The following is a 14,125-nucleotide window of genomic DNA, read 5'->3' on the forward strand; positions in this document are numbered from 1 at the left end:
GAAAGAAACCCGGTACTTGTTGTTATTGAAGGGCGAAACCTGAGTATGGACCGCTACACCCACGCCGCCATGGGACTAAAGTCACAACCGACCTGCAAATTTGCAGACAACGCAAAAACGCCCCATAACGGTGCAAAGCCTCTAGAATAGGCCACCCCTCAGCCACCGAGCAGCCCATGGATATCGATCAGGCCCGAACCTTCCTGGAAATCGTGCGTTGCGGCAGCCTGGTCGCCGCCGCCGAGCGCCTGTTCGTGTCACAGACCGCGATCACCGCGCGGGTACAGCGCCTGGAGCAGCAACTGGGTTGCCAGCTGTTCGTACGCAGCCGCAACGGCGCCAGTTTGACCAGCGATGGCGAAGCGTTCGTCAGTTATGCCAACCAGCTGGTACAAACCTGGGAAGCAGCGCGCCGCGACCTGCCGCTGCCTGAAGGCTGCCAGCAGGTGCTGCATGTGGGCGGTGAGGTGAGTTTGGGCAACCCGATGCTGCTCGACTGGGTCAGCGCCCTGCACCGTGAACTGCCCAGCCATGCCATCCGCAGCGAGGTCAGCGACGGTGAGTCACTGCTGCGCAAGGTCGAGATGGGCCTGCTGGACGCCGCGCTGGTCTATCAGCCGACCTACGGCCCCGGCCTGCAGGTGGAGCAATTGATGGAAGAAAAGCTGATCCGTGTGCGCCGGGTCGCCCAGCCCGAACCGTATATCTACATTGACTGGGGCGAGGCCTTCCGCCGCCAGCACGATGCGGCCCTGCCCGACTGCGCACGCCCGGCACTGAGCTTCAACCTCGGCCCATTGGCCCTGCAGTTCATTCTTGACCAGGGGGGCAGCGGCTACTTCCGCACACGCGTGGTGCAGGCCTACCTGGACAGCGGGGTGTTCGAGCGGGTACCGCAGGCGCCTGAGTTCACTTACCCAACCTTCCTGGTGTACCCGCGCAAACGCGACAGCGAAGCCCTGCAACAGGCCTTCGCCATCCTGCGCCGGCTGGTGGCTGCCGGCGCAAGCGATTGGTCACAACGCTGGGACCCGGTTATCTGATGCCTCGGCCTTGCTAAGCAGCTGACGTTTGAGGCCGGCGATCAAGTCGGTCTGGGTGATCACCCCTACCAGCTTCTCGGCATCGAGCACCGGCAGGCAGTGCAGGCCCTGTTCGCACAACAACGGCAGCAGCCGCTCCAGCGGGTGCTGGCTGCTGACACTGACTACCCGCCGACTCATCACTTGCTCCATGCGTACCGCTTTGCGGCCAAACAAACCGCGCCAGCTGAAACGGCCACGCTGCATGGCCGGGCCGACCAGGTCGCTGAGGCTGACGATGCCCACCAGCTTGCCGTGCTGCAGTACCGGCAGGGTTTTCAGGTGATGGCTGGCGAGCATTTTCCAGGCCTGTTCCAGCGTGGTATCAGGCGTGGCGAACTGTACATCGCGGGACATCACCGAGGCCGCGGTGATACCGCCCAGGCTACGCTGCAGGGCGTGCTGCTCGGTGGCGAGGATGATGCGCTCCAGTTCGTCACGGGTAACGTCGACGAACTCACCAAGCTCCTCCAGCGCCTGGTCCAGATCTTCACTGCGAATGCCGACGCGCTCGCCGGGCAGCGGGTCATGGGTGTGGTGCAGGTCTTTGCGCGGCACCGCGCCTTTCGGATAGCGCACGCCGGTCAGGCGGTTGTAGACGATTGCCACGGCCACCAGGATCAACGCATTGAGCAGCACCGGTTCCAACAGGTGATCGCCCATGGCGGTCAACCCGGAGTCGGCCAGCACCGCGCTCACTGCCACCCCGCCACCTGGGGGGTGCAGGCAGCGTAACAGGCACATGATCAGGATCGAAATGCCCAGAGCCGCAGCCGCCACCCACAGCTCGGCACCGAAACCTTCGCGCATGGCAAGGCCAACTGCGCCAGCCAAGGCGTAGCTGCCCAGCACCGGCCAAGGTTGGGCCAATGGGCCGGAATGTACGGCGAAAACCAGGACCGCCGAGGCCGCCAGCGGGCCCAGCAGGTGCAGGGCAATGCCAGGGCCATAGGCCATGCTGGTCAGCCAGCCAGCGAGGAACAAGCCGAGCAACGCACCGATACCGGCACGCAACCATTCTTTGGGAGGGATATTCAGGGGCGCCGGCAACAGGCGCTGCAGACGGCTTTCGGAACGCGAGGCAGACATTGGTATTCGGGGTCTTTGGTTTTTCTGATTAAAAAGAAAGCCCAGCCGAGCTGGCCTGGGCCTTGTATTGCGCGTGCAATACCACAAGGGGCTCCGTCCATGGAGAGATGGAAACCGCAGGGTTTCGTGAGGGGGATTTTGCCGGGTGGGGTGCGATTGGGCTAATTCAAAAAACTGCGCCTGTACTGCATTTTTTTTGCAGTACTGACATTGCCATGGGGGCTCGCTGCCACAGAGGGTTTCGGCGCCTGCATCATCGGGCCTTGCGCGGCAGGTCGATGCTCACCCGCAATCCGCCCAGCGGGCTCTCCAGCAAGGCCAGTCGCCCGCCCCATGCCTCGACGATATCGCGCACGATGCCCAACCCCAGCCCATGCCCGTCCACCTGTTCGTCCAACCGCGAACCACGCTCCAGCACCTGCTGCCGCCGGCCTTCAGGGATACCGGGGCCATCGTCATCGACCCACAGCCGGTAGCCCTCGCCGTTCGGCGCTATTCCCAGGCGCACCTCGCTGTCAGCCCACTTGCAGGCGTTGTCCAGCAGGTTGCCCAGCAGCTCCAGGAAGTCCTCGCGGTCCCAGGGCAACAACAGCCCAGGCGGCACATCACTTGCCAATTGCAAGCCCTCGCCATGGATCATGCCCAAGGTCTCCAGCAACCCCGGCAGCTCGGCATCACAATCGAACTGCGCGCCCGGCAAGGCATCCCCTGCCAGCCGTGCACGGTTCAGCTCGCGCGCCAGGCGTTGCTGAATCTGCTCCAACTGCTCGCGCATCTGCGCGCGGACTTCGGGCAGATCTTTCAGGCGTTCGCTGGAGGCCAGGCTCAGCAGCACCGCCAGTGGCGTCTTCAGTGCATGGCCGAGGTTGCCGAGGGCATTGCGCGAACGGCGCAGGCTGTCTTCGGTATGGCTGAGCAAGTGGTTGATCTGCCCCACCAGCGGCGCCAACTCGCTGGGCACCTCGGCATCCAGTTGCGAGCGCTTGCCCTGCTGCAACTGGGCAATCTGCTGTCGCGCCCGCTCCAGCGGCCGCAACGAGCGGGTAACGGTGATGCGCTGCAGCACCAAAACCACAATCAGTGCCACCAACCCCATGCCCAGGCCGATCTGCTGCAAGCGCCGGAAACCTTCGCGCACCGGCGAATAATCTTGCGCCACGCTGATCGAAATATCCTGGCCCAGGCGCCGGTAGTCGGCACGCAGGGCCAGCAGTTGCTGGCCTTCCGGGCCGAGTTCATGGCTATCGGAAAGCCCAGGCGCGGCGGGCTTGGGCATGTCCAGGTCCCACAGCGAACGGGACCGCCAGGTACCTTGGTCGAAATCGATGCGGAAGTAGTAACCGGAAAACGGCCGTTGATAAGCAGCCGAAATACGCCGCTCGTCCAGCTGCAGGCCGGAAGGCCCACGCACCAATGCCACCAACAGGTTCTCGCTTTCCTTGCGCAGGCCGTTTTCCAGGTACCGTTGCAGGCCGGCTTCGAACAGCCACAAGGTCAATTGTGCCAGCACCACGCCGACCACCACCAGCACGGCCACCAGGCCCAGACTCAGGCGCGCCTGTATCGACTTCACTCGCCGCTCCCGGCATAGATGTAGCCTTGGCCGCGGCGGGTTTCGATGACACTGCGGCCCAGCTTGCGGCGCAAATGGTTGACGTGCACTTCCAGCACGTTCGAGTCGCGCTCGGTTTCACCGTCGTAAAGGTGCTCGGCCAAATGGCTTTTGGACAGTATCTGCTGCGGGTGCAGCATGAAATACCGCAGCAGGCGGAACTCGGCGGCGGTCAGTTGGATGTCCACACCATCACGGCTCACGCACTGGCGGCTTTCGTCCAGGTGCAGGCCGGCCGCTTCCAGCTTCGGTTGGTTGGCCAGCCCACGGGCGCGGCGCAACAAGGCCTGGATGCGCAGTTGCAGCTCTTCGGGGTGAAAGGGCTTGCTCAGGTAGTCGTCGGCCCCGGCCTTCAGCCCTTCGATACGCTCGGCCCAGGAGCCGCGCGCGGTCAGGATCAGTACCGGCGTGGCCAGGCCGGCGGCGCGCCATTGGGCCAGCACGTCCAGGCCCGGCAAGCCAGGCAGGCCAAGGTCCAGGATGATCAGGTCGTACGGTTCGCTTTGCCCCTGGTACACCGCATCACGGCCATCAGCCAACCAATCCACGGCATAACCCTGGCGCTGCAGGCCGGCGGTCAGTTCATCCGCCAGCGGCACATTGTCCTCGACAAGCAACAGGCGCATTCAGTCGTCTTCCTCGTCTTTGAGCAGGGCGCCGGTGCTGGCATCGAGCTTGATCTCGCGCACCACACCTTCAGTCGTCAGCAACTCGACTTCATATTCGTAGCGATCGTCGTCCTCTTCCAGCTCGGCCTCCAGCAAACGCGCCCCGGGGTAACGCCCCAAGGCGGTTTCCAGCAAGTGCTCGAGTGGCAGGATAATGCCCTTCTGCCGCAGCTTCAGGGCTTCGTCCTGATCGAGGTCGCGGGCAGCGGCCAGCGAACACACGGCCAGCAGCGCCAGCGCGAGGTAACGCGCCGGCCGCGGTAAGTGGATCATCAGTTGTCCCGCTCGTCCTTCAGCACTTCACCGGTCTTGGCGTCCAGCGCCACGTCCCATTCGACGTTCTGCGTGTCGCGCAGCTCGACCTTGTAGATGTAGCGGCCGTATTCGTCTTCAAGTTCCGAATCGGTGACGGTGGAGCCTGGGTGCTTGGCCACGGCGGCAGCCTTGAGTTCGTCCAGCGACTTGATGGTCTTGGCGTTGACCAGTTTGACCACTTCGTCGGGTTGAACATCCTTGGCGAAAGCGGCATTGGCGCCCAGAGCGAGGGCAGCGGCGGTGAACAGGGCAGTCAAGGTTTTCATCGTTCTTCTCTCCTGAGAACTGTGCAAGTTGTCTACGGGGTTAAGATTAACCACTGGTCCTTAATTCAACCTGAAAACAGCTGGCGGCATGATAGCGCAAGTCAAGACCGGGCCATCCTCAAACCCTTTATAGTGAACCGCGTACTGCCCAAGAGATCCCCCGCATGAGCGCCATCCACATCAAATACCCCGCCCTCACCTTCAAGGCTGGCCAACGGGCCCTGCGACATATCCGCGAGCGTGGCCTGCAGGCCGCCGATGTCGGGGTCTTGCCGGGCGCGGCGGGTGGGCCGAAGCCGCTGGGCATTCAAGGCCTGGACCTGGCGCTGTTCGGTGAGTGGCTGCCCTCGGCACCGCGCCCGCGGGCGCTGATCGGTGCCTCGATTGGTGCCTGGCGCTTCGCCAGCGCCTGCCTCGACGACCCGGTCGCAGGTATCCGCCGCCTGGGCGAGCTGTACACCGAGCAGGATTTCGCCAAGGGCGTGACCCCGGCCGAAATCAGCCGCAGTTGCCAAAAAATGCTCGATGACCTGTTGCAGGACCGTGACGGCCAGCTGCTGGCCAACCCGCACTATCACCTGAACATTCTGGTGGTGAAGAGCCATGGCCAGCTTGCCCACGACCATCGCGGGCGCCTGGGCTTGGGCCTGGGCTCGGTGGTCGCCAGCAACCTGCTCGGCCGTTCGCGCCTGGCCCGCCACTTCGAGCGCGTCATCCTGCACGATGAGCGCGCCGCCCCACCGCTCGAAGCGCTTACCGATTTCCCCTCGCGCTACTTGCCACTGGGCCTGGCCAACCTGCGCCACGCCCTGCTCGCCTCGGGCTCGATCCCCATGGTCATGCAGGGCGTGAAAGACATCCCCGGCGCTGGCGCCGGCACTTACCGCGACGGCGGCCTGCTCGACTACCACCTCGACCTGCCCTATCGCGGCGACGACCTGGTGCTGTACCCGCACTTCACCGACAAGGTGGTACCCGGCTGGTTCGACAAGGCCTTGCCCTGGCGCAAGGGTGATGCCACTCGCCTGCAGAATGTGCTGCTGATGACCCCTTCCCCGCAGTACCTGGCCGCCCTGCCCTACGGCAAGCTGCCCGATCGCAACGACTTCAAACGCTTCATGGGTGATGCGCCTGGCCGCAAACGCTATTGGTACAAGGCCATTGCCGAAAGCCAGCGGCTAGGTGACGAATTGCTGGAGCTGATTGCCACCGGGCAGCTGTGTGAACGCCTGCAAGCCTTGTAGCGGCCATGCCTGCGCGACTACCGTTCCGACCCCTCCGCGGCGTTAATATGTCGTTTTGCCAGCATCAGGGGATCTGAGGGATGAAAGCGGTATTGGGCATCGGCGCTGCGATAGCGATTGCGGTGGCGGGTTGGTTCGGATGGAACCATTACGAAAGTGGCAAAGAACATGATGTAGCGGCAGCAGCTGTGCAGGTATCCGTCACCCAAGCTGAACGACAGATGAAAGCGCAGTCAGAGGATGGAATCACTTTCGCGGAGTACTTCAAGCGAAGCGATACCGTGATTGACAATCTGGACAAGGAAATTGCCAACCTCGAGGGCCGAACCTGGAAACACAGGCTTGCCGAAAAGGATGCAGCCATCGCATTTATTGATCAATGCAAGGCTATTTTACGTGCGGATCAAACGGAAACCAGACTCCTGATGAAGGAGGGCAGCGCCCGAGAAGCGAATGACGAAGCCAAAAAGGAACTGAATGAGGCGGATTCGTCCGTTGCCAGAGAATGGGCATACAAAAGGTACAAGCGCACCAGCGATGCGCTGATTGATGTACTTGGGAAACTCATCAGCAATGCGGAAGAAAGCAAAGGTAAAATTGAGCGTATGCTGGCTGCGGATAACGCCGTGAAATCGACGTTTGGGGAGGGTCATGGACTCTCTCAGGGCACCGCAGAGCACTTGAAGAATCTGCTGAAACCGGCCGCCCCGGAAAAACCAGCGCAGAGCTGATTACAGCATCTTCAAAAGCCCGCCAGCAAGCGGGCTTTTTCATTGTATTTACAATGGCACAAGCTCTTCCACTTACTACCCAGGATCCTACCCCGCAACCGCGAAAATGCGACCGGCCGGAATACCTTCTATCGCAGATTCCGTGAAGCCCCCCCTAAAAAACAGGTTAAGATAGCGCCCAATTTGGTTGCCTGGCGCCAGCCGGCCATCACTCAGTGAATGACCTCTTTCACCCCAGCGACGACCAATCAGTACATTGAGCAGTACATTGAAATACCAATTTCCGCTCAAGCCCTTACCCCACCAGCTATACAGGTCCACCAGTGGAAATCTTCAAGGAATTCACATTCGAATCGGCCCACCGCCTGCCCCACGTCCCTGAAGGGCACAAATGCGGCCGCCTGCATGGTCACTCGTTCAAGGTCGGCCTGCACCTGACCGGCCCGCTCGACCCGCACACTGGCTGGATCCGCGACTTCGCCGAGGTCAAGGCGATCTTCAAGCCGATCTACGAGCAGCTGGACCACAACTACCTGAACGACATCCCTGGCCTGGAAAACCCTACCAGCGAAGTAATCGCCAAGTGGATCTGGGACCAGGTCAAGCCGTTGATGCCAGAGCTGTCGAAGGTACGCATCCACGAAACCTGCACCAGCGGTTGCGAGTATACCGGCGACTGATTCAGGCTCTACGTCGGCCCCTTCGCGGGTAACCCCGCGAAGGGGCCGGTAGCTTCACCCACTCAGCGTCAACCTTGCCCCGTCGCCAAGGCATCTCGCAGGAAGCTGGGGGCGATGTAGCGCTGATAATGCGCCTCTGAAAGCAGGAAAAACTCGCGATCGATGGCATCGCGCAACTGCGGCAGTTCCCAGTCGCGAAATTCCGGCAACAGCACCATACCGTAGGCCTCCAGGTCACGGATCATCCGCGCCCCGCGGGCGATAAGCTGGTAAGCCCAGCAATATTCCGACTGCTGCTCGACAAAGCGGATCGAGCGCTGCTCCAGTTGCTGGCGCAGCAGGCTTTTGTCGAACACCTCAAGCTTGGCCATCATCACCTGCACCAGCAGTTGCTCAAGGCGCAACCACACGGCGCGCTTCTGCGTGTCGTCGTAACCGTTCCAGTTGATCACTTCGTGGTGAAAACGCTTGCAGCCACGGCACACCGTGTCTCCGTACACCGTGGAGCACAGGCCGACGCAAGGGGTTTTGATGGACTTGTTGGACATGAAAAACAACAGCTTGGCGGTGGAACACAGGCCCATGTTAGCCCTTTGTCTAACCAGGGTCACTCGTTAAAGTCATGTTCACCGCCTTACCTTCGGGCTTTTTTTGCCGTAGAATCATCCGGCCTTTTCAAAGGCAACAATGTCCGTTGGAAGCTGTTTTCAAAGCGTCACGAGCACAGTTAATCCGGTAGAACGGCGTTGGCCCGGGTCATGCTTCCCTCGCATGCCCGCGCCAACCCTCATCAGCCCCCGTTCTGCAGGCGTAAAACTTTGAAAGCAGCTTCTGTAAGGATTCTTTGCGACTCTGGCTGGGCGGCCCACAAAGCCGTGGCAGCGCATGGGTGCATTGAATGCTGGATAAGCGTCCCGGACCCCCTTTAGGGACCACTGATGAGGGAAATAACTGTGCTTGAAGCCTACCGCAAACACATCGAAGAGCGTGCCGCCCTGGGCATCGTGCCCCAGCCGCTGAACGCCGAACAAACTGCAGGCCTGGTCGAGCTGCTGAAAAACCCGCCGGCCGGCGAAGAAGCCTTCCTCGTAGACCTGATCACCAACCGCGTACCGCCAGGGGTCGACGAAGCTGCCTACGTCAAGGCCGCTTTCCTCTCCGCCGTCGCCAAGGGCGAAGCCAAGTCGCCACTGATCGACCGCAAGCACGCCACCGAACTGCTGGGCACCATGCAGGGCGGCTACAACATCGAAACGCTGGTCGCACTGCTGGATGACGCCGAACTGGGCGCCGTCGCGGCCGAGCAGCTCAAGCACACCCTGCTGATGTTCGATGCCTTCCACGACGTGGCCGAAAAAGCCAAGGCCGGCAACGCGCATGCCAAGGCCGTGCTGGAATCCTGGGCTGCCGGCGAGTGGTTCACCTCGCGTCCGGCCATCGCCGACAAGTACACCCTGACCGTGTTCAAGGTACCTGGCGAAACCAACACCGACGACCTGTCCCCAGCCCCGGACGCCTGGTCGCGCCCAGACATCCCGCTGCACGCCCTGGCCATGCTGAAAATGGCCCGCGACGGCATCGAACCGTCGCAGCCTGGTTCGGTCGGCCCGCTGGCCCAGATCGAAGCCGTCAAGGCCAAGGGTTTCCCGGTTGCCTATGTGGGTGACGTGGTCGGTACCGGCTCCTCGCGTAAATCCGCTACCAACTCGGTACTGTGGTTCTTCGGCGACGACATCCCGTACGTGCCGAACAAACGCGCCGGTGGCTTCTGCTTCGGCACCAAGATCGCCCCGATCTTCTACAACACCATGGAAGACGCCGGCGCCCTGCCGATCGAATTCGACTGCACCAACCTGGGCATGGGCGACGTCATCGACGTTTACCCGTACAAAGGTGAAGTACGCCGTCACGGCAGCGACGAACTGGTCACCAACTTCGAGCTGAAAACCGAAGTGCTGCTGGATGAAGTCCGCGCTGGCGGCCGTATTCCGCTGATCGTCGGCCGTGGCTTGACCGAAAAAGCCCGCGCCGAACTGGGCCTGGGTGCTTCCGACCTGTTCAAGAAACCAGAGCAGCCTGCCGATTCCGGCAAGGGCTTCACCCTGGCGCAGAAAATGGTCGGCCGTGCCTGCGGCCTGCCAGAAGGCCAGGGCGTGCGCCCAGGTGCCTACTGCGAGCCGAAGATGACCACCGTCGGCTCCCAGGACACCACGGGCCCGATGACCCGCGACGAGCTGAAAGACCTGGCGTGCCTGGGCTTCTCCGCTGACCTGGTGATGCAGTCGTTCTGCCACACCGCGGCCTATCCGAAGCCGATCGACGTCACCACCCACCACACCCTGCCAGACTTCATCCGCACCCGTGGTGGCGTGTCGCTGCGCCCAGGCGACGGCATCATCCACAGCTGGCTGAACCGCATGCTGATGCCTGACACCGTGGGTACCGGTGGCGACTCGCACACCCGCTTCCCGATCGGTATCTCGTTCCCGGCCGGTTCCGGCCTGGTGGCTTTCGCCGCCGCCACCGGCGTCATGCCGCTGGACATGCCAGAGTCGATCCTGGTGCGCTTCAAGGGCAAACTGCAGCCAGGCATCACCCTGCGTGACCTGGTGCATGCCATCCCTTACTACGCCATCCAGAAGGGCCTGCTGACCGTCGAGAAGAAGGGCAAGAAAAACGCCTTCTCCGGCCGCATCCTGGAAATCGAAGGCCTGGACGAACTGACCGTCGAGCAAGCCTTCGAGCTGTCCGACGCCTCGGCCGAGCGTTCCGCTGCCGGTTGCACCATCAAGCTGCCAGAGAAGGCCATCGCCGAGTACCTGACCTCCAACATCACCCTGCTGCGCTGGATGATCGGTGAAGGCTACGGCGATGCCCGCACCCTGGAGCGTCGCGCCCAGGCCATGGAAGCCTGGCTGGCCAAGCCTGAGCTGCTGTCGGCCGACGCCGATGCCGAGTACGCCGAAATCATCGAAATCGACCTGGCCGACGTCAAGGAGCCTGTGCTCTGCGCGCCGAACGACCCGGATGATGCCCGCCTGCTGTCCTCGGTACAGGGCGAGAAGATCGACGAAGTGTTCATCGGTTCGTGCATGACCAACATCGGTCACTTCCGCGCTGCCGGCAAGCTGCTGGACAAGGTCAAGGGTGGCATCCCAACCCGTCTGTGGCTGGCTCCGCCAACCAAGATGGACGCTCACCAGCTGACCGAAGAAGGCTACTACGGCATCTACGGCAAGGCCGGCGCACGCATGGAAATGCCAGGCTGCTCGCTGTGCATGGGTAACCAGGCACGTGTGCAGACCGGTTCGACCGTGGTTTCCACCTCGACCCGTAACTTCCCGAACCGTCTGGGCGACGCTACCAACGTGTACCTGGCATCGGCCGAGCTGGCTGCTGTTGCTTCGATCATCGGCAAGCTGCCGACCGTCGAAGAGTACATGCAGTACGCGAAAGACATCGACAGCATGGCTGCCGACGTTTACCGCTACCTGAGCTTCGACCAGATCGCCGAGTTCCGCGAAGCGGCAGCCAACGCCAAGATCCCGGTGGTGCAGGCGTAAGCTGAGTCACAGGTTGTAAAGAAAGCCCTGGCAGTGATGCCAGGGCTTTCTTGTTTCAACCCCACTCCGGCCTCAGATCACGAACAAATCCACGAACCCGTGCACCGCTGTGCGCTCCAGCCGCTGCTGGTCCTTGCACAGCTCTCCAATCTCGCCACACCGCTGCCGCGCGAAACGGGTCGCCAGGTTGGCCCTGAACTTGGCCTCCAGCAACGGTATGCCTTCTCCACGCCGCCGCCGATGCCCGATCGGATACTCCACCAGCACTTGCTCGGTGCTGCTGCCATCCTTGAAGAATACCTGCAGCGCGTTAGCGATCGAACGCTTGTCCGGTTCCAGGTACTCGCGGCTGAAGCGCGGGTCTTCCACCACCTCCATCTTCTCGCGCAAACGATCGATGCTCGGGTGGTTGGCATGGAAGGCATCCTCATAATGCTCGGCCACCAAATGGCCGAAGATCAGCGGCACCGCCACCATATACTGCAGGCAATGGTCGCGGTCGGCGGCGTTGGCCAGCGGGCCGCTTTTGGAAATGATGCGGATCGCCGACTCCTGGGTGGTGATGACGATGCGGTCGATTTCGTGCAGGCGGTTTCGTACACGCGGATGCAGGGTGACGGCCGCCTCACAGGCGGTCTGAGCATGAAACTCGGCAGGAAAGCTGACCTTGAACAGCACGTTTTCCATCACATAGCTGCCCAAGGCCTGGGGCAGACGCAGCTCGTACTGCCCAGCAGGCTTGAGCGCCAGGTCCTTGTTGGTATGGCTGAACGATACGTCGTAGAAGCCCCATTGCGGCGCCGTAAGCACACCCGGCACGCCCATCTCGCCACGCAAGGCGATATCGGCCAGGCGCACGCCCCGGCTGGACGCATCACCCGCGGCCCAAGACTTGCGTGAGCCCGCGTTGGGCGCATGGCGGTATGTGCGCAGGGCCTGGCCGTCGACGAAGGCGTGGGACAAGGCCGAGAGCATCTGCTCGCGGTTGGCCCCCATCAGCCTGGCGCACACGGCGGTCGAGGCTACCTTCACCAGAATCACGTGGTCGAGCCCAACACGGTTGAACGAGTTTTCCAGCGCCAGCACACCCTGAATCTCGTGGGCCATGACCATGGCTTCGAGCACATCACGCATCAGCAACGGCGCTTCACCAGCGGCCACGCGCTTTTGTGACAGGTGATCAGCAACGGCCAGGATGCCGCCAAGGTTGTCTGAAGGGTGAGCCCATTCGGCGGCCAGCCAGGTGTCGTTATAGTCCAGCCAGCGCACGGCACAACCGATATCCCAGGCAGCCTTGACCGGATCGAGGCGGTAGGCGGTGCCAGGAACGCGAGCCCCATGGGGCACCACGGTACCTTCCACCAATGGCCCCAGCAGCTTGGTGCACTCAGGGAAGCGCAAGGCGAGAAGACCGCAGCCCAGGGTGTCCATCAGGCAGTTGCGCGCGGTGTCCAGGGCTTCAGCAGAATCGACCCGATAACCGAGGGCGTAGTCGGCCAGGGTTTGCAGCACCCGGTCGTAGTCCGGGCGGTCATTGAGGTCTACGTTGGCGCTCATATCCAGCTCCCTTCAGAATTGCCGGGGCTGCACAGCAGCCCCAACTGACTAAAGCCGAGCGCCGCTGGTGCGTTAGAAGCTGTCGCCAGGCACGCGAACCCAGCCCTCCATCAGCACGCGAGCACTGCGGCTCATGATTGCCTTGGTCACCGTCCACTCACCCTTCTCCTGACGCGCCTCGGCGCCGACCCGCAGGGTGCCCGAGGGATGACCGAAACGCACGGCGCTGCGCTCGCCCCCGCCAGCGGCGAGGTTGACCAGCGTGCCCGGAATGGCCGCTGCGGTGCCGATTGCCACCGCCGCCGTACCCATCATGGCATGGTGCAGCTTGCCCATCGACAGGGCCCGTACCAGCAGGTCGATATCGCCTGCCTGCACCGGCTTGCCACTGGACGCAGTGTAGGTGCTCGGTGGCGCAACGAACGCCACTTTTGGTGTGTGCTGACGCCCGGCAGCCTGGTCGACATTGTCGATCAGGCCCATGCGCAAGGCGCCATAGGCGCGAATGGTCTCAAAACGCAGCAGTGCCTGCGGGTCGCCATTGATAGCGTCCTGCAGTTCGGTACCGGTGTAGCCGATATCGGCAGCATTGACAAAAATGGTCGGGATGCCGGCATTGATCAAGGTCGCCTTGAAGGTGCCCACACCCGGCACTTCCAGGTCATCGACCAGCTTGCCGGTAGGGAACATGGCACCCCCGTCGCCGTCCTCGTCGGCGGCCGGGTCAAGAAACTCCAGCTGCACCTCGGCCGCCGGGAAGGTCACTCCGTCCAGCTCGAAATCGCCGGTTTCCTGCACCTCGCCTTCGGTGACCGGCACATGGGCGATGATGGTCTTGCCGATGTTCGCCTGCCAGATGCGCACGGTGGCGATACCGTTGCGCGGTATGCGCGCCGGGTCGACCAGGCCGCTGCTGATGGCGAACGAACCGACCGCAGCGGACAGGTTGCCGCAATTGCCGCTCCAGTCGACGAAGGCCTTGTCGATGCTGACTTGGCCGAACAGGTAATCGACATCGTGTTCGGGCTTGATGCTTCGCGACAGGATCACGGTCTTGCTGGTGCTGGACGTCGCACCGCCCATGCCGTCGATCTGCTTGCCGTAGGGGTCGGGGCTGCCGATTACCCGCAGCAGCAGTGCATCGCGGGCGGGGCCGGGGATTTGCGCCTGCTCGGGCAGGTCTTGCAGGCGGAAGAACACGCCTTTGCTGGTGCCGCCGCGGATGTAGGTGGCGGGGATTTTTACTTGCGGTACATGTGCCATTGTCTTGGGCATCCTGATAGTCCGGTGAAATACCCTGGGGCCGCAAAGCGGCCCC

13 protein-coding genes are annotated in these 14,125 nt (G+C 62.4%); 5 read left to right on the forward strand and 8 right to left on the reverse strand.

Annotated features, from left to right (window positions below):
• Window positions 1-176: 176 nt before the first annotated feature.
• Window positions 177-1,043, forward strand: coding sequence for a LysR family transcriptional regulator (locus APH35_RS02420; RefSeq protein ID WP_012271606.1), 867 nt, complete (start codon window positions 177-179; stop codon window positions 1,041-1,043).
• Here the strand turns inward: APH35_RS02420 and APH35_RS02425 are convergent.
• The 5 genes from APH35_RS02425 to APH35_RS02445 form a co-directional block, all read right to left on the reverse strand.
• On the reverse strand, window positions 1,017-2,171 hold the full coding sequence (locus APH35_RS02425; RefSeq protein WP_012271605.1) for an HPP family protein: 1,155 nt from the start codon (window positions 2,169-2,171) through the stop codon (window positions 1,017-1,019). The genes APH35_RS02420 and APH35_RS02425 overlap by 27 nt on opposite strands.
• 253 nt (window positions 2,172-2,424) lie before the next feature.
• Complete coding sequence (locus APH35_RS02430; RefSeq protein WP_060492839.1) at window positions 2,425-3,744, reverse strand: ATP-binding protein; 1,320 nt, start codon at window positions 3,742-3,744, stop codon at window positions 2,425-2,427.
• A complete protein-coding gene (locus tag APH35_RS02435) occupies window positions 3,741-4,409 on the reverse strand; it encodes a response regulator transcription factor (protein WP_060514148.1) in 669 nt (222 codons plus the stop codon). The genes APH35_RS02430 and APH35_RS02435 overlap by 4 nt, the downstream gene beginning before the upstream one ends.
• The gene (locus APH35_RS02440) at window positions 4,410-4,724 is read right to left on the reverse strand and encodes a PepSY domain-containing protein (protein ID WP_012271602.1); all 315 of its coding nucleotides are present in this window, start codon (window positions 4,722-4,724) and stop codon (window positions 4,410-4,412) included. It lies immediately after the preceding gene.
• Window positions 4,724-5,032, reverse strand: a complete 309-nt coding sequence (locus APH35_RS02445) for a PepSY domain-containing protein (RefSeq protein WP_012271601.1) — start codon at window positions 5,030-5,032, stop codon at window positions 4,724-4,726. Before APH35_RS02445 ends, APH35_RS02440 begins: the two co-directional genes overlap by 1 nt.
• Window positions 5,033-5,196: 164 nt before the next feature.
• Here APH35_RS02445 and APH35_RS02450 point away from each other — a divergent pair, with 164 nt between their 5' ends.
• The 3 genes from APH35_RS02450 to queD all read left to right on the forward strand — a co-directional run bounded on the left by APH35_RS02450 (window position 5,197) and on the right by queD (window position 7,687).
• On the forward strand, window positions 5,197-6,276 hold the full coding sequence (locus APH35_RS02450) for a patatin-like phospholipase family protein (RefSeq protein ID WP_012271600.1): 1,080 nt from the start codon (window positions 5,197-5,199) through the stop codon (window positions 6,274-6,276).
• Window positions 6,277-6,356: 80 nt separating this feature from the next.
• A complete protein-coding gene (locus APH35_RS02455; RefSeq protein WP_012271599.1) occupies window positions 6,357-7,007 on the forward strand; it encodes a hypothetical protein in 651 nt (216 codons plus the stop codon).
• Between the two features lie 323 nt (window positions 7,008-7,330).
• Entirely contained in the window at window positions 7,331-7,687 is a 357-nt protein-coding gene (gene queD, locus APH35_RS02460) for a 6-carboxytetrahydropterin synthase QueD (protein ID WP_012271598.1), read from the forward strand.
• Window positions 7,688-7,755: 68 nt separating this feature from the next.
• Here the strand turns inward: queD and APH35_RS02465 are convergent, their stop codons facing one another.
• Window positions 7,756-8,235, reverse strand: coding sequence for a DUF1289 domain-containing protein (locus APH35_RS02465; protein ID WP_171577252.1), 480 nt, complete (start codon window positions 8,233-8,235; stop codon window positions 7,756-7,758).
• A 405-nt stretch (window positions 8,236-8,640) separates the two neighbouring features.
• Here APH35_RS02465 and acnB point away from each other — a divergent pair, with 405 nt between their 5' ends.
• On the forward strand, window positions 8,641-11,250 hold the full coding sequence (gene acnB, locus APH35_RS02470; protein WP_041166454.1) for a bifunctional aconitate hydratase 2/2-methylisocitrate dehydratase: 2,610 nt from the start codon (window positions 8,641-8,643) through the stop codon (window positions 11,248-11,250).
• 72 nt (window positions 11,251-11,322) lie between these two features.
• On the opposite strand, the gene prpD is transcribed toward acnB, so the two are convergent.
• Together prpD and prpF are read right to left on the reverse strand one after the other, a co-directional pair.
• Window positions 11,323-12,807, reverse strand: a complete 1,485-nt coding sequence (gene prpD / locus APH35_RS02475) for a 2-methylcitrate dehydratase (RefSeq protein WP_012271595.1) — start codon at window positions 12,805-12,807, stop codon at window positions 11,323-11,325.
• A gap of 72 nt (window positions 12,808-12,879) precedes the next feature.
• A complete protein-coding gene (prpF, locus tag APH35_RS02480; protein ID WP_012271594.1) occupies window positions 12,880-14,070 on the reverse strand; it encodes a 2-methylaconitate cis-trans isomerase PrpF in 1,191 nt (396 codons plus the stop codon).
• Window positions 14,071-14,125 lie beyond the last annotated feature (55 nt).

Origin of the sequence: Pseudomonas sp. NBRC 111132 (assembly GCF_001320565.1) — a bacterium.
In the GTDB taxonomy this organism is placed as follows: domain Bacteria; phylum Pseudomonadota; class Gammaproteobacteria; order Pseudomonadales; family Pseudomonadaceae; genus Aquipseudomonas; species Aquipseudomonas putida_P.